Here is a 23,529-nt window from a genome sequence, read left to right as displayed (position 1 = left end):
CACTCGGTGTAACTCTAGAGCGAAAGCTCCCAGTCGTACAGACGAATCGTTCGTAACCAACAGAGGTAGGTGTCCAAAATCACGGCCAGTGGTAGATATTGCAGATTCCTATGACAGATAACCATTTCTGATTTAAGAATTTTGGCTGTAGCGGCCTGTGCTATACAATTTCACGCTCGAAACTGGCCAAAAGTATTAAATTATGCTGGAAAAGACAGTCTCAGTAACATGAACAATTTCAAGGGATTGAACGCTGTAATCTTATCCCTCCTCATCGTTACTGCAACATTCGCGCCCGTGGTATCGGCACAGCCCGCCAGCCCCGGTTCCACACTCGACACCTCCCAGTTCTCACAGGGCCCGGACCAGCTCGATTCGAACACACTCGCGACCACCGACACAGGTGGCACACCAGCGAAAGTTCGAAAACAACTCGCGCGCTCTTCTCTTCAATCGCTCTCCAGCAAGAACCCGGCACAGGACCGCCGGAAGTCTGACGCCATCTCCACCATCGATTCCTCGCTCTCCTCCTATCGCGACCCGGTTCGGCTCTCTACTCGCGCCATCTTCTCACAGGACGCCGCAATCGTCCACGACCTCGCCAAGTTCCACAAGAAGGGACAGCGCGCGACCGTCGACGAGATCACCACGCACCTCGCAAAGGCAGACCAGCAAACGACTGATATCGCCATCGAAGACGCACAGCGCGCACTCGACCGCGTGAGTGCTCGCGGCGCATCCCAGGCCAGCCTCGACGCTGCCCAGGCACAACTCGACGCAGCCAAGCAGGATTACGAGCAAGGGGTCGCCGAACTCCAGAAGGAACCGCAGGCGAACTCCGCGAAGGGCGCGTTCAAACAGCGCCAGAAATACCGCGAACGCGCCATCCGCGCCTTCGGTGATGCGTGGGTGCACGCCCAGCGAGCACTCGACGAACTCGACGCTGGCAGCACGCCCGAGGTCACCATCCTCACCCGCGAGGACCCCTACCACAACGGCTCGATGGAGAAGGTTGTCATCGGGACGGTCTCGGACCCGCGGGCCTACCAGCTCTCGGAGGTCACCGTCACCCTCAACGGCGACCAGCAGACCACGGTCCCCCTCAACACCTCGACCGCGCCAGCCGCGAACGGCACCTTCCAGTTCACGATTACGCTCTCGGAAGCAGTCAACACTATCAACGTCTCCGTCGCCGACAAACAGGTCGACGGGACCTACGCCGCCGCCCGCTCCGCAGAAGACGAGGACTCCGACGGCGGAAACCAGGGCAAGAAAGGCAACGGCAAGGACAAGAAGAAGTCGAAGGGGAAGGAGAACGGCAAGAACAAGGGCAAGACCTCGGCCCAGTCCAGCGGCACCGAGGATGAAGACACCGAACCGGAGACAGTCACGTATACTCCGGTCGGCGACGCGCCCCAGGTCGGCTTCGAAGTGCTCAAACTCGACGGCGACGGCCTCCCGGACTACTACGAGCGCGATTCCACGAAGACCGACCCGCTGAACCCCGACAGCGACTCGACGGCCACCGACCGCGACGAGGCTGGAAACGGGACGCTCGACGGCCTGGAGGACTTCGACCAGGACGGCCTGGTCTCGGTCACCGAACGCGAACACGACCTCGACCCCCTCGACCCGGACACCGACGACGACCGCCTGCTCGACGGCCTCGAATTCGAGACCGACGGCATCAGCCCCCACGACCCCGACACCGACGATGACGGCGTCAGTGACGCCGAGGAGGACCTCGACGGTGACGCGCTCATCAACGTGCGCGAGCAGACCCACGGCACCGACCTCCTGGACGTCGACACCGACGACGACCTGCTCGAAGACGGCTACGAGGTCGACATCACGGAGACCGCGCCGCTCGACGAGGACAGCGACACGCCGCTCGTCGGCCAGAACTTCTCGGACAACGGCGTCATCGACGGGAACGAGGACTTCGAGAACGACACCCTCGCGAACCACGTCGAGGCCAAACACGGCACGGACCCGTTCGACGAAGACACCGACGACGACAAGCTGCTCGACCCGTTCGAAGTCGCCTACGACCCCATCGACGGGACCGTCGCAGACACCGACGGTGACGGCGTCGGCGACGCCAAAGAGGACCACGACAACGACACGCTCCAGAACCTCCTCGAACAGGAACTCGGTACGAGTCCCGTCGACGCGGACACGGACGGCGACAACCTGACCGACGACTACGAGTACTACACCACCGAGACGAGCCCCGTCGACGCCGACAGTGACACGCCGCTGACCGACGTCGACGAGGCCAACGACGGGACCGACGACGGCCAGGAGGACTTCGACACCGACAGCGTCGTCAACGCGCTCGAAGCCACGGTTGGCACGGACCCGTTCGACCCAGACACCGACGACGACCGCCTGACCGACGCCTTCGAGATCGAGTACGACGACCGCATCGACCCGCTGGCTTCGGACACGGATTCGGACGGCGAGAACGACAGCGTCGAAGACACGGATGCTGACGGACTGATTCATCTGGACGAGCAGTTCTACGGCACGCACCCGTTCGTCGCCGACACCGACGCCGACAACCTGACCGACGGCTACGAAGTCAATACGACCGAGACGGACCCGCTGGTGCCGGACTCCGACTCCAACCGGACCGTGCCTGACGAGAGCGGGAACGCGGTCATCGACGGGAGCGAGGACTTCGACAAGGACGCACTGATTACATCCATCGAGGCTGAACTGGGGACGAAACCGTTCGACCCCGACACCGACAACGACCAACTGCTGGACGGCTTCGAGGTGAACTACAATCTCACGTCGCCACTGGCGGTGGATTCCGATGGTGACGGGCTGAACGACACCTACGAGGACCCCGACGGGGATACGCTCCGGAACCTCGCCGAGCAGCAAGTTGGGACGAGTCCGGTCGACCCGGACACCGACGACGACGGCCTGACCGACGCGTTCGAGGTCAACCAGACGAAGACGTCGCCGCTTGCGGTGAACTCGAACTCCACGGCGACCGGGCTGAACGAGTCCGCGAACAACCTCACCGACGCTGAGGAAGACCTCGATGGTGACGGCCTGTCGAACCTCGAAGAGCAACAGAACGGGACCGACCCGCTGGTGCGTGACACCGACGGTGACGGCCTCGGCGATGGCTTCGAGCTGAACACCGCCGAGACGGACCCGCTGGACAACAACAGTGACTCCGCACGGACCGACGTGGACGAGAGCGAGAACGGCCTCATCGACGGTGCCGAGGACTTCGACGGCGACAACGTCACGACGTTCCGCGAGCAGTTCCTCGGTACCGACCCGTTCGTCGTCGACACCGACGGCGACAACCTCACCGACGAGTACGAGATTGCGACGCACGGGCTGTCGGCAGTTCGTGCCGACACGGACGGTGACGGCGTAAACGACGCGCTGGACGACTTCGATTCGGACAACCTCACCACGACTCGGGAGGTCGAAATCGGGACGGAGCCCCTTGTGAACGACACCGACACCGACGGCCTGCTCGACGGTGCAGAGGTCGAAGAGTACGGGACCGATCCGCTTGCTGTCGACACAGACTCCGATGGACTAGACGATGCTGAAGAACTGAATGCAGGGACGGACCCGCTCGTCGCCGACACTGACGGCGACGGTGTGCTCGACGGCAACGAGACGTTCTCGTCCTCGAGGACCGACAACGAGAGCGGCGTCTCGGTGACAGTCGCTGCTGAGGGGGAAGTCCCGGACGCACCGAGTGTCGAGACTGAGCCATCGTTCCACGAGGGGACGAACGTCACCGCGAGCGAGACCGTCCAGATTCAGAAACAAGGTGAGGTTGACGGGTTAGAAATCGCGATACCCGTCGAGCAGAGTACCCTCGATACTGCCGGGAAATCACTCGCGATCTACACCTGGAACGGGTCTGGTGCCGATAGATGGCATCGGGTTCCGACGAAGACCGATGCAGAGAACGGGTCGCTGTCAGCGACCGTCGACTCGGACGGCTACTTCGCAGTCATCGACACGAGCGCCTGGGAGAAGGCACTGACCAACGAAGGCAAGAGAGCGGTCGATTTCAACAGCAGGGATGCGAACCTCACTTGCGACGGTGAGTGTGGAACGAGTGGCTCGACGATTGTCGTTGGTGCCAGCACACCCACGGAAGACGGAAGCTCGATCAAAACCAGCGGGCCGACGAGAGAACCGGGCATCGACGAACCGACCAAATCTCTCGAGTCCGACGAACTCACGGACGATTCGGAGAACCTGACGACACAACTGATCATCTGCCCCAGCACCTGTGGTGGTGGCGGCGGCGGAGACGACGGCACCGATGACGGCACCGACGACGGCACTGATGGTGGTACCGACGACGGCACTGATGGTGGTACCGACGACGGCACTGATGGTGGTACCGACGACGGCACTGATGGCGGTACCGATGACGGCAGCACTGACGGCGGTACCGACGATGGCAGCACTGACGGCGGTACCGACGACGGCAGCACTGACGGCGGTACCGACGACGGCAGCACTGACGGCGGTACCGACGACGGCAGCACTGACGGCGGTACCGACGATGGCGGCTGTGATGGAACGTACAGTATCCTCGATTACATCAACGACCCCGGCACCGGTGGCGATACCGACTGTGACAGCGACGATGGCAGCGATGATGGTACCGACGGCGGCACCGACGACGGCTCCACCGATGGTGGCTGTGAGGAGACGTACAGCAGCCTCGACTACATCAACGACCCCGGCTACGGTGGCGACACCGACTGTGACGATGAGACGGACGACGGGACCAACGAAACCTGCGAGAGTTCGCTTGGCACGCTCGACAACATCAATGATCCCGGCTACGGTGGCGACACCGACTGTGACGGCGAAACTGGTGGTGAAACTGGCGGGGAAACCAATGAAACCTGTGAGAGCACGCTCGGCACCCTCGACTACATCAACGACCCAGAGAACGGTGGCGGGACCGGGGACGATTCCAGTTCGGGGGACAACGAAACCGACCCCGGCACGGAAGAGCCCTGCAGCCCCCCGGTCGAGATAACTACGACCTCGTTCGAAGTCGAGATTCCGGACTCGAAAGCGTCCTACCTGGAGACGGACATCATCGTCGAGATTCCTGACGAGCGTTCCCGGGCGAACATCACGTTCGTGAAGGACGACCTGCGCTTCACCGAGGACCTCTCGGAGATGAACGAGGACGACCATCAGTTCTGGGTGACCTACTTCGCCGGCGAGGAGATTACTGTCAACGTCACGACCGTGAACAACGCCACGGTCGAGATGAGCCACATCCGGGCGTTCGGTGACGCCGACGGCGACACCATCCCGGACTCCTACGAACGTCGTCACTGGCTTCTGCCCAAAGGCGACGCCTCACAGGTCCGGCTCGACCCTTACAGTGCGGACACTGACGGTGACGGTCTTCGCGATGACGAAGAGATCTCGCTCGAAGAGGTCGAAACCGAGTACAGCTCGTTCCTCTGGATCGAGGAGCTTCACTCGAACCCGGCCGACCCCGACACTGACGGTGACACCATCGGCGACGAGATGGAAGTCGACGGCTGGGAGGTCGACCTCATCGCGACCCACTCGGACGCGCAATCGTTCCAGAAAGCCACGGCTGACCCCGATACGAACGCGGGCCAGTTCGTCTCGAACCCGACCGTCAGGAGCGACCCGTACGACCGCGACTCCGACGACGACACCCTCTCCGACGAGCAAGAATTCGAGCTCGGCACCGACCCAAGTGGCACTGACTCCGACGGTGACAGCATCCCTGACGCTCGGGAACTCGAAGTCAACGAGGACCCCACGATGTTCGACATCACCCCGCCGGAGATTCGGGTGGTGCGCTCGAACTACAATAACGTCATCTACAGCGAAGGCTGGGGCGGCAAGAACGGTGTCGAAGGCCAGTACCTCATCGAAGCCCGCGTCAACGACCCCAGCGGTGAACGCAACTACACCGTCAAACTCGATGGCAAGAAGCGAGTCGAATCGCTCGTCTACTCCGACCTTGAGGAACCCCTCATCTCCGAGGTCGTCGTCGTCGGTCTCGACAAGGCACTGTTGACCGGACTCCAGACGAACAAGCTCCGACTGACCGTCGCCGACAACCACGGCAATCAGAAGACGGTGACTGGGTTCTCCAGTTCGAACTTCTACATCCAGGCCGGTGAGGAACTGGAAGTCCTGAACGACCTGAGTCCGGAGGAAGCCGCTGGGCTCGGCTACGTCTCTGGTGTCTCAAAGAGTGCCGGTGGGATGGGTGAGACCATCCGGAAAGCGATGACGGACCCGGTCGGGTACGTCGAACAGGCAGCCGACTACAAACAGTACGTCGCGCTCGTCGAGAACGCTGAGAAATTGCCCGGGGCGATGGTCCAGCAGTACCAGCAGGAGATGCGGGTCACCAACCCCTACTACGACCCGCAGGCTCAGCAGGTCAAACACGAATCGAACTACAAAGCCTTCGAGAAGGGCTACTACGCGGGTGTCGCCACCTTCGAAGTCGCGCTGTCTGCTGCCGGTGGAAGTGGTGCGGCGACGAAGTTCAAGAAGCTGGACAAGGTTCAGGAAGCGGCGTCGAAGCCGAAGGTCGCGAAGGCACTGAGCTACTACCGGAAAGCTCAGAAGGCCAAGGCCGGTGCGAAAGCGAAGTACATCACCGGACCTGCGGCGAAGACCGGCTATCGGTTAGCGAGTGGTGTCTCCAGACGGACTGGCATCGACTCAGATACGATGCACGGGATGCTCGACTCGGTGCAGACCGTCGGCAAGCAGTGGCGCGTCACTCAGGGCGCGAAGACGGTCGGGGGGAAACTGAACCGGCTGTCGGACACTGCGAAAGAGCGGGTCAGTCGGCTGCTCAGGCGGTCCGACGACGATGTGGCTGACGACCTACGGAAAATGGATCGCGACGGCATCGAGGCCGCCTCCCAGGTAGCCTGTAGGGGCGTTCTGGCGTCTGGTGCGCGAATCCAGTCGGTCCCGAATAGAGGCGGATGTGATTTCGATGTCTTCGAAGGATTCGCTGCGCTCTCCGATGACCTTCCGGATAGCGTCTACTCGGAGTTCACTGAGTTCCGAGATGGATTCACGCGACGTGTTGCACGGTCCTACAAGCGAAACAACAACTTGAACGCAGAAGATATTGAGGGGCTGACCGATACGTTCGGAAATCTTGATTCAAGTAACCGTCGGCGCTTCGTTGAGACGCTTGAAGAGACAGATGCAGGTGTAGGTCTGATGAAAACTGTCTCTTCACCGGATATTGGGCCTTCTGCTGTGGACAGGGCGTTCGACCGGATTGAGGCCAATCTGGACAAAGAAAGCATTACTGAGTTTAGGACCGCGACAGAGGTGAATTCTAAGGAATTCCCTGCAGATTATGCAGATCCGTATACTCCCGGGTCAATCGTTGTCGAGTTCAACACCAGACAACAGCGGCAGTTTGTGAGAGTACACGGTGAAGATAATCAGGCTAGAGCATGGATGATGAATGAAGAATCAATTCAAGGACTGTCTGCTGAAGAAATCCAGTCCAAATTCTCCCTCCCAGAGGCACCTACTTACGTGTCAGATGTAACCGTTCCAGAGGGGACCCAAGTGAGATTAGGTGATGTTAAGGCAAACTTCGGGGGTGAACAGGGAGCTACCCAATTCCAATTAGGTGAAAGAATCCCAGAAGAGAAGTTCGAAAATAAACGGAGAATAGACGATGAAGAAAACATAATCGTGCAAAAGAAGGCACAGAGTCTGTCTCAGGGTAACTGGAACGCTATATCAATCCCTTAATTAGAAGCGCCGGAAGTTTTTTTCCTTAATCTCCCCGGTCTCAGGTGAGATACACCATTCGTCACCACGCCAATTGAGGGCCCATATTTCTCCTTCTCTCTCAACGAGATCTATGAAAGGAGCATCTTCTTCAGAGGCTGATGCAACAGGGTCAATCTCCCATATCTGATCACCAGAAGAGTTGATTCCCAGAACGTTCCTGTTATCAATTTCAGCTTCCGGGACCTTGAGCAGAACTACTGCCACGTTTCCCGCCGTGAGGACTTCTTTGATTTCTCCACGTAGAGAGATTTGTGAATCATTAATGCGGAGTATTTCACCATCAATCTGGAATTCCATTGGGCATAATAATACTTCTTTGCAGGTGGAATGAATATTCCGGTTATTTACATTCTATTTAAATGCTCTGGTGAATCGTCATACTGCGCTTGATTGGGTCTCACTCGGGCCAATTGAGGACTACCTAAATACAGTCCAATTGATGATCTCCATCGAGTTCCCCTCCTCTCGAGGAGAATCGCGTGACGTTCCTCCTCGCTCTCGGCCGCCTGATACCGCTCGTACAGTCGGCGGGCTTCTTCGTTGACCCGCGATGAGGAATCCGTACTGGAGGTCATCGCTCGTTTGAACGTGTTTGATGGCTGTATGTGTCAGTTACCCTGAACAGGACACGATGTAGTGTCTCCGATATCCTCAACCAAACGGTGAGATTGCTTACCGAATCTACTAACAGAAATCGTCTTGCCCCCTCCGAGCCCCTTGTGACGAGGACTTTCCCCGAGCCACCGACTTCTGACGGGCTGTAACAAGCGTTTTCAGGAATCTATTCGTAGAAACTTCAGCGACCGCATCAGTCGCTTGATGGACGAACGCCAGCGCAGGGGGGTTAACTAGACAGTGCCGATTAGAACTATGTATCCAGAGAATGGGCCGGATGTCGTACGATGGAATCCCGGTTCAGGATGGGAAGAGTGGTCATCAGGCGGATGGGTTTCCGCCTCGATTGCTCATCAGAGAGTGCTGTTCCAGAACACATCGAGCAGATCCATATTGGTTTAGCGTCATCTGAAGAGGGCTAAATATGTTAGCGAATTACACTATATCGGCGCGCGAAGGAAGCAATCGGCGGGACATCAAAATACGTCGTGCACACCTTTACAGCGAAGATTACGGGTTCCTGACCGTGACAGACAGGCGTGGGGAGTCGTTCGAATTCAGAGGGTGGGTAGATGATTCGGACTTCGGTGAACGACTCTCCCTTGAGGCTGTCCCCCGATTGTTGACGGGGGAGGATTCGATACTGGCCAAATTCACTGTATACGAAGCGGGTCTAGAGGCCATCCTTGTAACAACTGTTGAGGACGGTCGAACACGACTCGGACTCATTCAGATTGACAATGATGGTTTGTACCCTGAGGATGACGAGTATGTTAGTCTCGGTGTGGATGTCGAAGGATTAGCTCCTATCAATCTGGACCAGGAGAAGTCGATACTGGTAAATCAAGAGACTCTTGCTCAGGCAATAATCGACTGGGTGACAGTCGAATTGGACCAGATAGAGGACGAAGACGACCCGCCGTTCTATCTTCGGAAACCCGTCATCCTTCGTCGGCTGCGTGACGATGCCGAGGCGATGCTAACCGTCTACAGAGAAACCGGGTCGTTGGACGAGTACGAAGTCTCGCGGACGGAAAAAGACCTGCGAGCGTTCATCTTCGAGAACGTAGACTTGCCGAAGATGCGCAAGTACATCGAGGAGAACGACCCGCTTCCCGAGTTCCTCGAAACGGCAATCTCGGAGTACGACGAGATCGAGTACAAGCTGTCGATGGTATCGGAGCGTGCTGACTGGCTAAGTAGGGAAGTACTGATGGCACTTCGTGAGGTCGACGACGAGCGTAGTATCGCGGCAGCACAGAGCTGGCTTCCACTCTGGTACGAAGACGACGAGACGGCCCAGCGCGCAGCTGACCTGCTCGGCCAGCATATCGAGTCCGAGGAGGCTCGCCAGAATCTCAGACACGTCGCGGAACACCACGAAGACAAGTCGAAACGACAGATAGCGAGGGCAGAACTCGAGCGGCACGGGTACTCCGTGGAGTAACACGAACTGACGAACAAGAACTCGAACTCGCAAGTAGTTTAGATGAGGATGATTGGGTCCCACTCGGGCCAATTGAAGACTACCTAAACATAGTCCGAAATTTAATCCGGCCACATTGATTGGCTTTTAATCCGAACAATTACGGGTCAACCATTCCATTATGGATTCATGACCTACTACCGGTTCTTCACTTTCTCTCTCCGGGAATAATACCGGCTTGTTACCATCACCAACAACCTCTTTAACCCTCTCGCTCTGTGGCGGAAAAAATATCCATCATAGTCAATATCTCGCGAATTTAAAAAATTTTCTAATATTCCCACACTTGCCGCACCTTTCGTGATAATGTATCTCGATGCCCATAATTCCCTGTTTAGGTATTAGTATAAACAAGCACCGAGAAAATACTGAGAACTGTAGATATGGAAGGGACAGCGAATGTAAAGTTTTACTCAAAATCCCAACTCGATGAAAAAGCGGTAGTAGACAGAGTTCCCATAGTTTGTTCTAAGGTTGGACTTAAGGGAAAGGACAGCGACGGAAGACTGGTTGACCCTACCGAGATGGAATTAGAATTAGATTCTAAAAAGAGGGGTGGGCTACGGTTATACTGGGTTCACGGTGAAACTAGACTGAATATAAATGTTGGAATCGACTTAGATATAATTCCAAACGTTTGTGCAATTATTACTACCCCCGCAGATTACGTAATCCCAGATGACGAGGATTAATCGTTCGAAGAATATTCTGGATTCACAAAAGCATTCGTCGATCTAATTCGGGAACTCGCAATCGAACTGGATCCGTATTATGTTGTCAATTATCAACCCACCCATGGGGTTGGACCGTCTCCAGTCGAAGTTCTCCCTGTAGAGGCTGATTTTACGATCGAACGAATTCCATGGATTGCGATCTATTCAGAACCTCTGATGGAGCAACTTGGTGGGAAAGAGAGAGTACTCGACGCTCCTGCATGGAAGGTTGAAGAACTGGAAACAGGTAGTGTTCTACTAATTAAAACGAAAGCACCATGGGCAGACGTCAAGCGAGACCATCCAGTGGATCGCTATCTTCTCGACGGCCAAAATCCGTAGTTCTCTGGGTATTTCCCGCCTGCTCGTTACAGTCGGGCGACCGTAACAGTCCGACGTAGAAACACGCTCACTCGTCTTCCAGTGCCTCGTAAATCTCTTCGTGCCGACGGCCATCCAGTTTCCCCATCTCGAGGAGAATCGCGTGGCGTTCCTCGTCGCTCTCGGCCGCCTGATACCGCTCGTACAGTCGGCGGGCTTCTTCGTCAACTGGCGGCGAGGAATCGGTACTGGACGCCATTCTGGTGTGAAGGTACTCGTCGTGCCCCCTTTATCAATTGCGGCGAGCACACGCCCGGAAGTAGATGACCGCGGTCTCGGTGTCGACGGTCGTTTCGTCGGTCGCGAAGCGGTGCAGTAAGGCGCGTAAATAGACAAATCGAAACAAGGATAAATTCGGCTATGAAGTGACGATAGTTACTAAACGTTTCAAACTGTAGACTGGATATGGGCACCGATTGGTTCACAAACCATTATCTTAGTCTGGAAGGTTTCACAGTATCTGACTTCCGTAAGGTTGTTAATATATGTGAGGTGGTCCTTGGAGAGGAGCATCGTAGCTACAAGTACAAGAATAAACATTCACAGTCATTAGCGGAACGAGATCTTGGTAATTTAGAAAATTCGACTTCGGCCATCTTTGAAGAGAACTATGGAAGGCTCCAAATCGAATCAGAGCTGTTTAATGTCAATCTACTTCTTAACCCAGGCGTTCCTTCGATTCCTGAGGTCCCAACAATAAGCATACACGTTAATACAGCGGCCTTTGGTAAATCCGGTAGTAAAACTACTATATCTGCCGGACAGAATTTAGAAACTCTTCTGGAAATCATTTCGGAGGTGGGAAATTACCTCACGCCTTCGTTTTCATTTGGGCTCGCTGAGGCTGGAAACGAAGAAGACCCGTATATATCAAAGGAGGAAATCGAGAAAGGACAACTTCCTAGGGTGTTTTGGTCTACAATATTTTCAGAAAGATTTATTGAGAGATTGGGACGGGATACGATTCTTTCAAGTCCAGCATGGCGAGTCGAAGAACTATCTAACGGTCAGATAATGATAATCGCTACAGACCACATGACCAGACCAAGTGATGAGTGGTGGGAACACCCAACTGACCCATGGGGAAATAGATTCAGGGCCATCGAAGAACACCTCGGACTGAAGGAACCGAGGCGGAGTGACTGAAATACAACCTGAAGATTCAAATTATAACTCGGAAACTCGAATATTCTACTAACAGAAATCATCTCGCCCCCTCCGAGCCCCTTGTGACGAGGACTTTCCCCGAGCCACCGACTTCTGACGGCCTGTACCCGGCGTTCTCAGGAATCTATTCGTAGACCGTCGTGATTCGACTTCGAGACCCGCGTGAGAAGGACCTGCGTTCACCGACCAGGCTCGATACGGTTGACGACCCCATCGAAGTCGTCGTCGAAGCTCAGAACGGCGTCGATATCGCGGTGTTCACAGAGGTGGACCAGCATGGCGTCGGTGAAACTGAGGTCGTGGTCGTCGTAGGTCCGGAACATCTCCAGCGCACCACGCACCTCGGCTGGCCCAGCGTGAACCATTTCAAACACGTCCGGGAACGGCTCCTCACCGAGGATACGGCTGACGACAGTATCCGCCGCCTCGAACGACCCGGTTCGAACGCGCGTCAGCGTCACCGTCTCGTCGAGCACGTAGTCGCACGTGTAGGGTTGTCCGTACGCGCCATCGAGGAGGTTGTCAAACGTTTCCACTGCAGCATCGTGGCGCTCGGCGTCCCTGTCGTGGTGGGCGAAGAAGACGCCGGTGTCGACGAGGACACTCATCCGTATAGCACGTCGTCGATGTCATCTTCGCTCGTCGTGGTTCCAGAAGAAATCATCCCGTCGTGGAACGACTCGCGCTCGGCGTCGGAGATGGGAACCCGTTTCTCGCGGAACGAATCGATGAGGTCTGCCTTTGACTCGATGGCGCGCTCGACGAGCCGAGCGAGGATCTCCTGCTGTGTGACTCGCTTACCGGTCTCCAGGCGGATTTCGGCCTGTAACCGTTCGAGCCGGGATTTCGTGTCGTCGTCCATCTTCACCGAGGTGGCCATATAGTGAAGTAGAATGTTCTACTGGGTAAAGGTTACTACCACTCGGCGTCGGCACGGAACTACTAACAGAAATCGTCTTGCCCCCTCTGAGCCCCTTGTGACGAGGACTTACCCCGAGCCACCAACTCTCGAACGCTCGGCCGACAGCGACGAACCGGTCCGACAACCGTTCCTGTACGGTCGCTGCACTCTTGGCCAAGAGTCACGTCTCTGGCCGTATGGTCACCGTCCGACCGGCCACGCACAAGGACATGCCTGCCGTCGCCAGCCTGCACGCGGCCTCGGCACGTGAACTCGGGCGCACCCACTACGACGACCGACAGGTGCTCGCATGGGCTGGCCGGAAGGACCCCGAGAAGTACCCGTACGACGAGCCGGGCGAGCACTTCGTCGTCGCGGAACTCGACGGAGAGGTCGTCGGCTTCGGGCATCTGGCGGTCGACGACGGCGAAGTTCGGGCGGTGTACGTCAAGCCGGCGGCAGCGAGGCGTGGCGTCGGCTCCGCGCTGCTGGCACACCTCGAGGGGACGGCCAGGGACGCCGGGCTCGACGGCTGTTACCTGTGGGCGTCGCTGAACGCGGTCCCGTTCTACCGGCAGGCTGGCTGGGACGTGGTCGGTGCCGATGTGGTCGAGACCACGGGGAACGGCGTCACTGCCGAGCTGGCGGTCAAACTCATGGAGAAGAAGTTCGTGTAGTCACCACTCGAGGGCCCGGCGTCGCTCGTCGCTCAACGCGACGAAGGCAGCCGTCCACTCGGGGACGTCCGGATGGCTCTCCACCGCCGATGGTGTGAGCCAGTGCAGGGCGGCAACCTCGTCGGGGGCCGCGATGCGGGCGTCGCCACCGTCGTGACGAGCCAGGAAGACGACGTTGAGACAGGGGTCTCCGGAATCGGTGACGAAGGCGTTGCTCTGGACGTACTGCAGGTCGGTGACCGACAGCCCGACCTCCTCGCGGACCTCGCGGTGGACAGTGCTCTCGAGTGCGCTCGTGTCGTGGTCGGTGCGTTCGACGGTCCCGCCGACGAGGGCGAGGGTCCCGGGTGCGTGGTCCTCGTCGGGAGCACGCTCGACGAGCAGGTACTCCCCACCGCTGTAGATGGCCGCCTCGACGTTCACCACGTACCGCCCACCAGATGTCATCGTAGTGTCGTCTTGAGCCAGCGACTTATCACCATCGGCCATCGCAGTCGTGGTGGCCTGAAGGGCCCGGCCGGAACGGTGTGGCCGGCTCAGAAGAACTTCAGCAGGTCGTCGCGCTTGTGGTCGTGGAGGATGGACCGGACGGCCTGCTCGAACGGGTCGATACGGCCCTGCTTCGCCGAGATGGGGGCGATGGTGTCCTGCCACTGCTTCCACGGCGGGTAGAGGCCGAGACGGTCACAGAGGTCGTTCAGGCGTTCGTCCTTGTCGTCGACCTTGTCCATCTTGTTGACCGCGACGACGGTGGGGACGCCGAGTTCCTGCAGGAAGTGGAACATCTCCACGTCGTAGGGTATGGAGTCCGGGCCGGAGTGGCGGTCGATGATGTCGATGACGCTCTTGCCGTCGACCACGACGACGCCGACCAGGAAGTTGTCGGCGTACTCCTCGAGGTAGTGGACGATGTCGTCCTTGATGGCCTCGCGTTGCTCCTCGGCCACCCCGGACATGAAGCCGAAGCCGGGCAGGTCGGTTATCATGAAGTCCTCGGGTGCCCAGTCGTAGTGGTTCGGCGAGCGCGTCACACCGGGCTTGCCACCCGTGTCGAAGCGGTGCCCGGTGAGCTGGCGCATCAGCGTCGACTTGCCGACGTTCGACCGCCCTACCAGGACGACCTCGCTCTCTCGGTTCGGGCGGTTCTCGAACATGGACGGTCGTAGCCCGGGGACGGGGAAAAGCGTGTCTGGTTCGGTCGGCCCGTCCCTGCGCGGTGAACACTCACTGCGAACGCTGGGTCTATGACACCCAGGCCCCTCGGATGTGGTATGGCCTTCGGTGAATCGCTCGCTGCCCTCTCCCTCGGCGTCGTCGACGCGCTGGTGCCAGCGACCCTCGCAGCGCTGGTCGGGTTTCTCGTCGCCGCCTACGCCCTCCCGACCGAGACCGCCCTCCTGTTCACCGCACTCCTCACCGGCATCGTCTTCCTCGGCCTGACCATCCACGGCTACAACCGGTTCCGCCACGAGCGCTGGCTCTTCCCGGCCACGAAGTGGCTGGTGGGCGCGGTTCGCGGCCTGCGTCCCTGACCCCCGTACCACTCACCGAGGCTTCTTATCCGATGCCGCGGCCAACCCGGCCGTGCCCTGACTGCGACTGCCGGTGACCCAGCGGTTGCGCGACGCCCTCCCCGGCAGCAGCCATCGAGCGTCGCCTGTTCGCCATCCAAGACGGAGACCCACAGGCGGGAGCTATTTCTATCAGCTACCCGTCGGAACGGACGTGCGACTCGTCCAGGTCATGATTCCGGCGGGCAAGCGCGAGGCCGTCCTCGACCTCCTCGACGACGAGGACATCGATTACGTGCTCACCGACGAGACCAGCGGCCGGAAGTACACGGGTGTCGTCTCGTTCCCGTTGCCGTCCGAGGCCGTCGAGCCGATCCTCCAGGAGCTCCGCGAGGCCGGTATCGAGCGCCAGTCCTACACAGTCGTCGTGGACGCCGAGACGGTGGTCTCCAAGAAGTTCGAGCGACTCAAAGAGAAGTACGCAAAGGAGGAGGAGACCTCGAACCGGATCTCCCGCGAGGAACTGAAGTCACAGGCCAGGGAGATGGCTCCCGAAGTGCCGGCGTACGCCCTGTTGACCGTGGTGAGCGTCGTCATCGCCACGGCCGGCGTGTTGCTCGACTCGGCCGCCGTCGTCGTCGGCTCGATGGTCATCGCGCCACTCATCGGCCCCGCGATGGCCGCGAGCGTCGGGACGGTCCTCGACGACGCGGACCTCTTCTCGCGTGGGGCCCGGCTCCAGATACTCGGCCTCGTTCTGGCGGTCGTCGCCGCCGCGGCGTTCGCGGCGTTGCTCCGGACCCTCCACCTCATCCCCCCGATGGACATCCTGACCGTCGGGCAGGTCCAGGAGCGATTGCGCCCCGATATCCTCTCACTGGCGGTGGCACTCGGGGCCGGTATCGCCGGCGCGATGTCGATGCGTTCGGGCGTCTCCGCCTCCCTCGTGGGCGTCATGATCGCGGTCGCGCTCGTCCCGCCGACCGCCGTCATCGGCATCGGCATCGCCTACATGAAACCACTGGTGGTCCTCGGTGCGAGCGTCCTCGTCCTCGTCAACGTCCTCTCAATCAACCTCGCCGCGACGGCCACGCTCTGGTACTCCGGCTACCGACCCGAACACTGGCTCCGGCTGGACGAGGCCCGGACGGCGACCCTCAAACGCGTCGCCGTTCTCGTCGCGTCCATCGCGATCCTGTCGGTGTTCCTCGGCGGCGTCACCTACATGTCCTACACGACCGCGGCCATCGAGGACGACATGGTCGCCGGGGTCGAGACGACCGTCAACGACTACCCCGAACTCAGGCTCGTCGACGTGAAGCTCGTCCACGAGGAGAACCTCTACCAGCGTATCTTCGACCCGCGGCCCGAGCAGGTCGTCGTCACGCTCGCCAGACCACCGGGAGAGACGTATCCTGGGCTCCCCGAACAGCTACGCGAGAACGTCGTGAACGGCAACGACGTGGCCGTCGAGGTCCGGTACATGGAATACGAGTCGGCCAAGAACGTTCAGGAAATCGGCTAACTGGTGGGTTCTCGATAGTTCTTCTCGGTTCCTCGCCTACCAGAGCGTAGCATGAAGCTGAAACTCATGGTCGCACTCGTGGCGCTACTGGTCACGACCGCCGGCTGCCTCGGGATGGCCGGTTCTATCGACGACGGGAGCGTCGCTGCCAGCACCGACGACGGCGACTCGAAGAGCACCGTCTCGGTCTCCGGGACGGGCACCGTCTCGGCACCCGCCGACCTCGTGGTCGTCTCCATCGCGGTCGAACGCGAGGGCAAGACCGCCGACAGCGCCCGAACCTTCGCGGCACAGGACGCGACGAGCATGCGTGACGCGCTCCGGGCCGCCGGGATTCCCGACGACGACGTGAAGACGACGAGCTACCGGCTCGTCCCACAGTACAACTACAAAGAGGGCCGTGAGATAACCGGCTACACCGCGGTCCACGCCTACGAGGTGGAGACCGACAACGTGAGCGACGCCGGGCGCATCATCGACATCGCCGTCGCCAACGGCGCGGCCCGCGTCGACAGCGTCTCGTTCAAACTGAGCGACGAGCGCATCGCCGAGTTGCGGTCCGACGCCATCGCGAAGGCGGTCGACGCTGCCGAGGCGGACGCGAACGCGGCCGCCAGCGCTGCCGGCGTCTCCATCACGAAGGTCAAGACCATCAGCGTCTCCAGCGCCGGCTACCAGCCGCCGTACCCGGTGTATCGTTCCGCCCCGGCCGAGGACAGTACGACGCTCGAACCCGGCCCAATCGACGTGAAGGTGAACGTCAACATCGTGTACGAGGTCGAATAGGACGACCACCGCGGAGAACAGGACGCCCGACTCAGCCGTCGAACGGCAGCTCGGGCTCGTACCCGATAGCGTCGACGGCTGCATCGAGGACGGTGTCCAGGTTCTCGTCCTCGGTCACACTCATGTAGTAGTCTGCCTCGACGTCCCGAGAGACGTCGCTCTTGTTGCAGACGGTGATGACGGGCACGTCGCCGAACTGGTCTTCGACCGCGGCGAGCAGCTCCAGCTGGTCGTCGAGCGGGTACCCACAGTTCGCGCTCGCGTCGAGGACGAACAGCACGCAGTCCGCGAGGTGCGTGAGCGCCGAGACCGCCTGCGCCTCGATGTCGTTGCGGTCCTGGGGCGGGCGGTCGAGCAACCCCGGAGTGTCGACGATCTGGTAGCGGATGCGCTGGCGCTCGAAGTGACCGACGCCGATACCCTTCGTCGTGAACGGGTAGGTCGCGGTCTCGTGGCGGGCGCGGGTGACCGCGTTCACGAACGAGGACTTCCCGACGTTCGGGTAGCCGGCGACGACGATTGCGGGCTCGTCCGGGTTGATATCGGGCAGCGTCTTCAGCTCGTCACGGGCCGCACCGAGACGGAGCAGGTCGTCTTCGACCTCCTCGACGACGTCCGCGAGGCGCGCGAACGCCTGCTTCCGGAACTTGCGGGCGGTGTCGAGGTCGTTCCGGCGCATCCGGCCCTCGTACTCGCTGCGAATCTCGGCGGTCTTGCGGGAGGCCCAGGTGACCTCCGACAGCGACTTGCGCACCTCGTCGACGTCGACGATGGCGTCCGCGAGCTCGTAGTAGAACGGGTCGACCTCGTCGAAGTCCGGCCAGGCCGTCACGACGTTCTCCAGATTGTCCGAAAGGATGTTCGACGCCGTCTGGAGCATCGACGTCTGGGCGTCGTGTCCCGACTTGGCCCGGCCTGCGCGGGCGGCGCGGGAGAACGCCTTGTCGATGAGTTCCTCCGACCGTGGTGTCGTCGGAAGATTCTCGAAAATCATGCAAGGTGCTATGACAAGCGGCCATAAAAGCGCGTTTATCCCGTCTCGTCCGTGTGAGAGCGACTCGTAGCGCTCGCCGCCGGTGGCCGTTCAGGCGTAGCCCGCGTCGAGGTACGCCTCGACCGACCAGCCCCAGATGTCGTAATCAAGCCAGTGCAGGCCCCACCAGGTGTAGCCGTCTTCGTCGGTGGGTCCATTGACGATCTCGGCGTTCGAGCCGGTCGGCATCGTCGCCACCACCGACGAATCCAGATTCGGCCGCTCGCGGGTGTTGAGGTCGGCGGTGCAGTGGACGATGTCGCCGTCCGACCACCCGCCGCCACCGCCGCCCGAGCCATCGTTCACGAGCGACATGAAGTAGTCCCAGTCCCAGGTGTTGCCGGGGTCGTACTTGCCGCCGGTGACCTGTGAGCAGTCGTTGGGGTCTGGCACCTGGTTGTGGCCGATGATACCGCCTTCGCCGGAGTACGCCGAACAGGGTGCCAGATCGTACGTCGGGTGTTGCGTGGGGATGCCGTAGGTGTCACAGACGTGGCGTGCCACCTCGGCGGCCTGCTGGTAGATGGTGTCGTTGAAGTCCGTCTCGTTGGCGTAGCCCTCCAGCTCGATGGAGACGCCCGTCTCGTTGTACTCCCAGTTGCCCTGGGTCCACGCGATGTCCTCCAGTCGGACCATCTTCGTTATCTGGTTCGACTGGTTGCCGACGACGTAGTGCGAACTCACGTTCGCGTCGGGGTTCTGGAACCAGCTGATGCAGCCCTCGTACGAGCCCTCGATGGTGTGGATCACGAGCCAGCGCATATCGCTCGCGGTGCGGCTCGCGTTCGTGTAGTTGCTCGAATCCGCGGGTTCCCAGCGGTCGTGGACCGAGGCGGCTGCCGTCGACGCCGTCGCCCCGAGGAGCCCGATGGAACCGAGTGATGCGCCCGTCGCCTTCAGGAATGAACGCCTGTTGCGTTGCATGGCGTGTGAGTGTGTGCCAAGGAGCGCCGGAAAAGATATTCGAAACCTTACCCTAGTTTATAGTAGTTTGTTCTGGTAATTTCCATTGGATACTCAATCGCAGGCAGTGTGTCACCCGTGCAACGGCGACCGAAAGCGTCACCGGCGGTCGGCCAGCTCCGCGCGCAGGTCGCTCACGTCCATGTCCTTCATCGAGAGCAGCACGAGCAGGTGGTAGATGATGTCGGCGCTCTCGTGAGCGATCTCCTCGTGGTCGTCGTCCTTCGCGGCGAGAATCAGTTCGGTCGCCTCTTCACCGAGCTTCTCCAGCACCGCGTTCTCGCCCTTCTCGTGGGTGAACAGGCTGGCGGTGTAGGAGTCCTCGGGGAGCGTTTCCTTGCGGTCTTCGATGACCGCGAACAGGTCGTCGAGAATCGCGTCGGTGCTTTCGGTCATGCGTAGTCGGCTACCTCACGGATGTCGTCGAGCGTGTCGAACTCCTCGCGGGCACGGCGGCCGTCCTCGTACACGTCGTCGTCGACCTCGAGGGGTGCGTTCGTGCGGGCAGCCAGCGCGAGGGAGTCGCTGGGTCGGGCATCGATCACCACGTCGCCCCGCGGCGTGTTCACGTGCAGGTCGGCGATGTAGGTCCCCGAATCGACACGGCTCACGACCACCTTCGTCACGCGCCCGCCCAGTTCCTCCATCACGTCCAGCAGGAGGTCGTGGGTGAGCGGTCGCCCGATGTCCGTGGCGTCCAGCCCACGGACGATGGCGATGGCTTCGTCGAATCCGATGAAGATAGGCAACACGTCGTCGTCCTCCTCGACCTCGAGTACGACCACCGGAACGGGCCCATCCTGGGTCCCGGCGACGCGTACCGTGTCGATGGATGCCTTCATAGCCCGACGGAAGGGTGCCAGCAAGAAAAGCCTGCGTTCTCAGCGTGCAAGCTGCTCGGCTTCCGCGGCGAAGAACGCGAGCCGGTGAAGGCGAACGTCGGGGGTGAGCTCGGGGTGGAACGAGGTCCCGATGACCGGGCCGTCGCGGACCGCGACCGGCTTGCCGTCCCACTCGGCGAGCACCTCGACGTCGTCACCGACCTCGTCGATGAGCGGCGCGCGGATGAACACCGCGGGGAACGGCTCGTCGAGCCCCGCGACGTCCAGCGGTGCCTCGAAGCTGTCCTTCTGGCGGCCGAACGCGTTCCGGTCGACGGTCACGTCGACGAGGTCGAGCGTCCGGACGCGGTCGTCCTTCGCGTCGGTCGAGGAGACGATGAGCCCGGCACACGTCGCGAGCAGCGGCTTGTCCGCCTCGACGTGGGCGAGTATCTCCTCGTCGATGCCCTCGTCGTGGAGGAGGCGCGAGATGGTCGTCGATTCCCCGCCGGGCAGCAACAACAGGTCGCAGTCGGGGACGATGCCCGACTTCCGGATCTCGTGGACGGTCACGTCCTCGCCGTGGGCCTCGCCCGCGCGCCGGATGGCGTCGGCGTGTTCCGAGACGTCGCCCTGGACGGCGATGACGCCGGCTGTGAGTGTCATACTCGCTGGTAACGACCGGTCGAAGAAAAACGTCGTGTTCGTCCGTCGCCGTGGTTACAGTGCGACGCGCATCACGAGGACGAGCGCACCGAAGAAGACACCAAATGCGACGATGGTCTTCGGGTCGACTCGGATGGCGTTGCGGTCCTCGGCGTCGAAGTAACGGACGAGTCCGGCGCTCGACATGAGGCCGCCGGAGTTCTGGCCCTTGCTCATATCCCTCCGTCCAGTCCGGACGCCTCTAAGTCTTTCGACACGGGCCGAGTCGGGGGCGGGGTCGTCGTGAGGCCGGACCGCGACGGTCGTGCGCGACGGCTACTGGAGCGCCCGCGAACCAAACCCTTATGCGCGGCGCGAGGGAATTTTCGACTCGTTATGGCAGTCACGCTCAAGGACTTCTATGCGGACTGGTGTGGCCCGTGCAAGACGCAAGACCCCATCCTCGAGGAACTCGAAGAGGACTGGGAGGGCCGCTTCAGTGTCGAGAAGGTGAACGTCGACGAGGAGCAGGACGTGGCGAACGAGTACCAGGTACGCTCGCTCCCGACCCTCATCATCGAGAACGACGACGGCATCGTCGAGCGCTTCGTCGGCGTCACGCAACGCGACGATCTCGAGGACGCCCTCGAGAAGGCCGGCGCATAGACGTCTCGCGTTTTCACCGGTCGAGAACTTGGTTGGCCATGTGATAGCATGGCCGCGCTTTTCCATGCAACGTGAGTTACGGTCAGTATGGACTCCGCCGGAGAGGCACCGATGACTGACGAGTCACACATGGTCATCGCCGACGTGACCGTGCCAGCGCACGCGTTCGAGCTCGGCCGCGTGTTCGAAAACGTCCCCAATGCCCGTGTCGAACTGGAACGAATCGTTCCCATCGACGGGGGGCGGATGCCACTCATCTGGGTCTCGAACGGGGAGCGGGACGAAGCCAGGGCGAGCCTCGAGGCCTCGGCCGCGACCAGCGACGTCATCGAACGGACCGACGACGGCGACCGGACCCTGTTCGAGGTCCGCTGGACCGAGGAGCTCGACGGGCTGGTGACGATACTGGAGGAGACGAACGCCAAGTTGCTCGAAGGCACCGGTATCGGAGAGGGCTGGGACCTGCGCATCCAGTTCGACGAACGCCCCGCGCTCCGGGCGTTCAGGGACAGGTGCAACGAGGCGGACATCCGGGTGTTGCTCCGGCGCATCTACAACCCGCACGTCCCCCGCGACACGTCGCTCATCTCGGACGAGCAGCGAGAGGCCATCGTGCTGGCGTTCCAACACGGCTACTTCGAGGTGCCGCGGCGGACGAGCGCGATGGAACTCGGCGAGCTCCTCGGAATCAGCGACAACGCCTTCTCCCAGCGCCTCCGGCGCGGGCTCTGCGCGCTGGTCGAGACGACGCTCATCAACGAGTAACGCCGCGCCCTCGACAGCCCCTCATCGACGTACATTGCTTCGCCAGCGAGGAAAAGAATCAGGCGTGGCCGACTTCGGTCTCGAAGGAAAGCCTCGTCCCCCGTGCCACCCAATACCAAGGTGCGGGAGCGGACAAGCGTGGCGACGGCTGCAGGTGTCGTAAGCGCCTTCTGGGGGGAGGGCGCTCGGGGGGTCGACACCGATTCGGCCTCGCACCGCTTCGAGAGCCGTCACCGAGACCGGCGACTCTCAGGTCTCCCGCTTCGTTTCGATCCGCGACCAGTTCGCTGTGACTCGCGCGTTCGTGCCGGCCGTTTTCGATACTCAGAAACCCCGAGCAGTGGCGTCGCCGTGACTCAGTGGAACGTGACGCCCACGTCGTGCATCCCGTCGTTGTAGCGGGCGATGTTGATGACGAGCGGCGTGATGCTCTCGACCTCGGCCGCGTTGGCCAGCGGGCCGGCGTCGAGCGGGCGCAGCCCCTCGATCTCGTCGGCGAGTCGGCTCACGATGTCCTTCGCGTCGGGGTCGTCCCCGACGAGGAGCGTGTCGAGGTCGAGCTCGGCGTCGAGGTTCGCGAGGCGGTCCGCGGAGAGGTTGTGGAACGCGCCGACCGTGGAGACGCCCTCCGGGGCGGCCTTCGCGGCGAGTGCCGTCACCGACCCCGCGCCAGGGCGGTGGTAGTGCATCCCGTCCTCGTCGCCCTTCATGCCGACCGCGGGCGAGACCAGGATGGTGTCCTCGTCGAGCTTGTCGGCGACGCTCTCGACCGTGTCCGCGACGTGGTACGGCGGGACGGCGAGGACGACGACGTCTGCCCGGTCGGCCGCCATCTCGTTGGCGAAGCCGTTGACCGTCACGTCGACGCCGCGGCTGTCGAGTTCGGTCTCGTACTCCTCGGCCATCGTCCGTGCCTTCTCCGGGTCGCGCGACCCGATGAGTATCTCGTGGTCCGTGTCGTAGGCCCAGCGCAGGGCGAGCCCCTGCCCGATGTCACCAGTACCGCCGAGTAGTGCGATTCGCATACGT

General features: G+C 60.7%; 23 protein-coding genes. 10 read left to right on the top strand and 13 right to left on the bottom strand.

From position 1 onward, the window contains the following. The first annotated feature begins 297 nt into the window (after positions 1-297). Positions 298-7,803 (top strand): hypothetical protein, encoded by a 7,506-nt coding sequence (locus N6C22_RS05395; protein WP_261649952.1) that lies wholly within the window; start codon positions 298-300, stop codon positions 7,801-7,803. Here the strand turns inward: N6C22_RS05395 and N6C22_RS05390 are convergent, their stop codons facing one another. Then, entirely contained in the window at positions 7,804-8,142 is a 339-nt protein-coding gene (locus N6C22_RS05390) for a hypothetical protein (RefSeq protein ID WP_261649949.1), read from the bottom strand. 844 nt (positions 8,143-8,986) lie between these two features. On the opposite strand from N6C22_RS05390, the gene N6C22_RS05385 reads away from it, so the two are divergent. Beyond that, on the top strand, positions 8,987-9,907 hold the full coding sequence (locus tag N6C22_RS05385; protein ID WP_261649947.1) for a hypothetical protein: 921 nt from the start codon (positions 8,987-8,989) through the stop codon (positions 9,905-9,907). A 422-nt stretch (positions 9,908-10,329) separates the two neighbouring features. Beyond that, the gene (locus tag N6C22_RS05380; protein ID WP_261649946.1) at positions 10,330-10,638 is read left to right on the top strand and encodes a hypothetical protein; all 309 of its coding nucleotides are present in this window, start codon (positions 10,330-10,332) and stop codon (positions 10,636-10,638) included. A gap of 430 nt (positions 10,639-11,068) precedes the next feature. Here N6C22_RS05380 and N6C22_RS05375 read toward each other — a convergent pair whose 3' ends face one another. Then, complete coding sequence (locus tag N6C22_RS05375) at positions 11,069-11,239, bottom strand: hypothetical protein (RefSeq protein WP_261649944.1); 171 nt, start codon at positions 11,237-11,239, stop codon at positions 11,069-11,071. 206 nt (positions 11,240-11,445) lie between these two features. On the opposite strand from N6C22_RS05375, the gene N6C22_RS05370 reads away from it, so the two are divergent. Continuing rightward, positions 11,446-12,186: a hypothetical protein gene (locus N6C22_RS05370; RefSeq protein WP_261649943.1), complete on the top strand. Its 741-nt coding sequence runs from the start codon at positions 11,446-11,448 to the stop codon at positions 12,184-12,186. Positions 12,187-12,386: 200 nt separating this feature from the next. On the opposite strand, the gene N6C22_RS05365 is transcribed toward N6C22_RS05370, so the two are convergent. Further along, positions 12,387-12,815, bottom strand: a complete 429-nt coding sequence (locus N6C22_RS05365; protein WP_261649941.1) for a type II toxin-antitoxin system VapC family toxin — start codon at positions 12,813-12,815, stop codon at positions 12,387-12,389. Beyond that, positions 12,812-13,087 (bottom strand): hypothetical protein, encoded by a 276-nt coding sequence (locus tag N6C22_RS05360; RefSeq protein WP_261649939.1) that lies wholly within the window; start codon positions 13,085-13,087, stop codon positions 12,812-12,814. The genes N6C22_RS05365 and N6C22_RS05360 overlap by 4 nt, the downstream gene beginning before the upstream one ends. A gap of 218 nt (positions 13,088-13,305) precedes the next feature. Between N6C22_RS05360 and N6C22_RS05355 the strand changes: the two genes are divergently transcribed. Beyond that, a complete protein-coding gene (locus tag N6C22_RS05355; protein WP_261649937.1) occupies positions 13,306-13,785 on the top strand; it encodes a GNAT family N-acetyltransferase in 480 nt (159 codons plus the stop codon). Here the strand turns inward: N6C22_RS05355 and N6C22_RS05350 are convergent, their stop codons facing one another. Both N6C22_RS05350 and engB read right to left on the bottom strand, forming a co-directional pair. Continuing rightward, positions 13,786-14,232: an NUDIX domain-containing protein gene (locus tag N6C22_RS05350; protein WP_261649935.1), complete on the bottom strand. Its 447-nt coding sequence runs from the start codon at positions 14,230-14,232 to the stop codon at positions 13,786-13,788. Positions 14,233-14,321: 89 nt separating this feature from the next. Beyond that, positions 14,322-14,939, bottom strand: coding sequence for a GTP-binding protein EngB (engB, locus tag N6C22_RS05345; RefSeq protein ID WP_261649934.1), 618 nt, complete (start codon positions 14,937-14,939; stop codon positions 14,322-14,324). A 117-nt stretch (positions 14,940-15,056) separates the two neighbouring features. Here engB and N6C22_RS05340 point away from each other — a divergent pair, with 117 nt between their 5' ends. From N6C22_RS05340 to N6C22_RS05330, 3 genes are all read left to right on the top strand, one after another. Beyond that, positions 15,057-15,317, top strand: a complete 261-nt coding sequence (locus tag N6C22_RS05340; protein ID WP_261649933.1) for a hypothetical protein — start codon at positions 15,057-15,059, stop codon at positions 15,315-15,317. Between the two features lie 193 nt (positions 15,318-15,510). Next, complete coding sequence (locus N6C22_RS05335) at positions 15,511-16,821, top strand: TIGR00341 family protein (RefSeq protein WP_261649932.1); 1,311 nt, start codon at positions 15,511-15,513, stop codon at positions 16,819-16,821. A 51-nt stretch (positions 16,822-16,872) separates the two neighbouring features. Then, a complete protein-coding gene (locus N6C22_RS05330) occupies positions 16,873-17,607 on the top strand; it encodes an SIMPL domain-containing protein (protein WP_261649930.1) in 735 nt (244 codons plus the stop codon). Between the two features lie 31 nt (positions 17,608-17,638). On the opposite strand, the gene N6C22_RS05325 is transcribed toward N6C22_RS05330, so the two are convergent. The 6 genes from N6C22_RS05325 to N6C22_RS05300 form a co-directional block, all read right to left on the bottom strand. Further along, entirely contained in the window at positions 17,639-18,601 is a 963-nt protein-coding gene (locus N6C22_RS05325) for an NOG1 family protein (protein ID WP_261649928.1), read from the bottom strand. 90 nt (positions 18,602-18,691) lie between these two features. After that, positions 18,692-19,564 carry an N-acetylmuramoyl-L-alanine amidase gene (locus tag N6C22_RS05320; RefSeq protein WP_261649927.1) on the bottom strand — a complete coding sequence of 291 codons (873 nt, stop codon included), beginning with the start codon at positions 19,562-19,564 and terminating at the stop codon, positions 18,692-18,694. A gap of 138 nt (positions 19,565-19,702) precedes the next feature. Next, positions 19,703-19,999: a phosphoribosyl-ATP diphosphatase gene (hisE, locus tag N6C22_RS05315; protein ID WP_261649925.1), complete on the bottom strand. Its 297-nt coding sequence runs from the start codon at positions 19,997-19,999 to the stop codon at positions 19,703-19,705. Further along, a complete protein-coding gene (locus N6C22_RS05310; RefSeq protein ID WP_261649923.1) occupies positions 19,996-20,445 on the bottom strand; it encodes a bifunctional nuclease family protein in 450 nt (149 codons plus the stop codon). Before N6C22_RS05310 ends, hisE begins: the two co-directional genes overlap by 4 nt. Before the next feature lie 39 nt (positions 20,446-20,484). Beyond that, the gene (pdxT, locus tag N6C22_RS05305; protein WP_261649922.1) at positions 20,485-21,090 is read right to left on the bottom strand and encodes a pyridoxal 5'-phosphate synthase glutaminase subunit PdxT; all 606 of its coding nucleotides are present in this window, start codon (positions 21,088-21,090) and stop codon (positions 20,485-20,487) included. 54 nt (positions 21,091-21,144) lie between these two features. Next, positions 21,145-21,306: a preprotein translocase subunit Sec61beta gene (locus tag N6C22_RS05300; RefSeq protein WP_261649921.1), complete on the bottom strand. Its 162-nt coding sequence runs from the start codon at positions 21,304-21,306 to the stop codon at positions 21,145-21,147. A 159-nt stretch (positions 21,307-21,465) separates the two neighbouring features. Here N6C22_RS05300 and N6C22_RS05295 point away from each other — a divergent pair, with 159 nt between their 5' ends. Together N6C22_RS05295 and N6C22_RS05290 are read left to right on the top strand one after the other, a co-directional pair. Then, positions 21,466-21,735, top strand: coding sequence for a co-chaperone YbbN (locus N6C22_RS05295; RefSeq protein ID WP_261649920.1), 270 nt, complete (start codon positions 21,466-21,468; stop codon positions 21,733-21,735). Positions 21,736-21,846: 111 nt separating this feature from the next. Next, positions 21,847-22,500 (top strand): helix-turn-helix domain-containing protein, encoded by a 654-nt coding sequence (locus tag N6C22_RS05290; RefSeq protein WP_261649919.1) that lies wholly within the window; start codon positions 21,847-21,849, stop codon positions 22,498-22,500. A 356-nt stretch (positions 22,501-22,856) separates the two neighbouring features. On the opposite strand, the gene npdG is transcribed toward N6C22_RS05290, so the two are convergent. Then, positions 22,857-23,525, bottom strand: a complete 669-nt coding sequence (gene npdG / locus N6C22_RS05285; protein WP_261649915.1) for an NADPH-dependent F420 reductase — start codon at positions 23,523-23,525, stop codon at positions 22,857-22,859. Between the last annotated feature and the right edge of the window lie 4 nt (positions 23,526-23,529).

The sequence above is a fragment of the Haloarchaeobius sp. HME9146 genome, assembly GCF_025399835.1.
In the GTDB taxonomy this organism is placed as follows: Archaea; Halobacteriota; Halobacteria; order Halobacteriales; family Natrialbaceae; genus Haloarchaeobius.
This window is presented reverse-complemented; position numbering and strand designations above follow the sequence as displayed.

Coding starts and splice junctions, on each gene's coding strand:
- N6C22_RS05390 (WP_261649949.1), bottom strand. CDS start 8,142: ATGGAATTCCAGATTGATGGTGAAATACTCCGCATTAATGATTCACAA.
- N6C22_RS05380 (WP_261649946.1), top strand. CDS start 10,330: ATGGAAGGGACAGCGAATGTAAAGTTTTACTCAAAATCCCAACTCGAT.
- N6C22_RS05375 (WP_261649944.1), bottom strand. CDS start 11,239: ATGGCGTCCAGTACCGATTCCTCGCCGCCAGTTGACGAAGAAGCCCGC.
- N6C22_RS05370 (WP_261649943.1), top strand. CDS start 11,446: ATGGGCACCGATTGGTTCACAAACCATTATCTTAGTCTGGAAGGTTTC.
- N6C22_RS05365 (WP_261649941.1), bottom strand. CDS start 12,815: ATGAGTGTCCTCGTCGACACCGGCGTCTTCTTCGCCCACCACGACAGG.
- N6C22_RS05360 (WP_261649939.1), bottom strand. CDS start 13,087: ATGGCCACCTCGGTGAAGATGGACGACGACACGAAATCCCGGCTCGAA.
- N6C22_RS05355 (WP_261649937.1), top strand. CDS start 13,306: ATGGTCACCGTCCGACCGGCCACGCACAAGGACATGCCTGCCGTCGCC.
- N6C22_RS05350 (WP_261649935.1), bottom strand. CDS start 14,232: ATGACATCTGGTGGGCGGTACGTGGTGAACGTCGAGGCGGCCATCTAC.
- engB (WP_261649934.1), bottom strand. CDS start 14,939: ATGTTCGAGAACCGCCCGAACCGAGAGAGCGAGGTCGTCCTGGTAGGG.
- N6C22_RS05340 (WP_261649933.1), top strand. CDS start 15,057: ATGGCCTTCGGTGAATCGCTCGCTGCCCTCTCCCTCGGCGTCGTCGAC.
- N6C22_RS05330 (WP_261649930.1), top strand. CDS start 16,873: ATGAAGCTGAAACTCATGGTCGCACTCGTGGCGCTACTGGTCACGACC.
- N6C22_RS05325 (WP_261649928.1), bottom strand. CDS start 18,601: ATGATTTTCGAGAATCTTCCGACGACACCACGGTCGGAGGAACTCATC.
- N6C22_RS05320 (WP_261649927.1), bottom strand. CDS start 19,564: ATGCAACGCAACAGGCGTTCATTCCTGAAGGCGACGGGCGCATCACTC.
- hisE (WP_261649925.1), bottom strand. CDS start 19,999: ATGACCGAAAGCACCGACGCGATTCTCGACGACCTGTTCGCGGTCATC.
- N6C22_RS05310 (WP_261649923.1), bottom strand. CDS start 20,445: ATGAAGGCATCCATCGACACGGTACGCGTCGCCGGGACCCAGGATGGG.
- pdxT (WP_261649922.1), bottom strand. CDS start 21,090: ATGACACTCACAGCCGGCGTCATCGCCGTCCAGGGCGACGTCTCGGAA.
- N6C22_RS05300 (WP_261649921.1), bottom strand. CDS start 21,306: ATGAGCAAGGGCCAGAACTCCGGCGGCCTCATGTCGAGCGCCGGACTC.
- N6C22_RS05295 (WP_261649920.1), top strand. CDS start 21,466: ATGGCAGTCACGCTCAAGGACTTCTATGCGGACTGGTGTGGCCCGTGC.
- N6C22_RS05290 (WP_261649919.1), top strand. CDS start 21,847: ATGACTGACGAGTCACACATGGTCATCGCCGACGTGACCGTGCCAGCG.
- npdG (WP_261649915.1), bottom strand. CDS start 23,525: ATGCGAATCGCACTACTCGGCGGTACTGGTGACATCGGGCAGGGGCTC.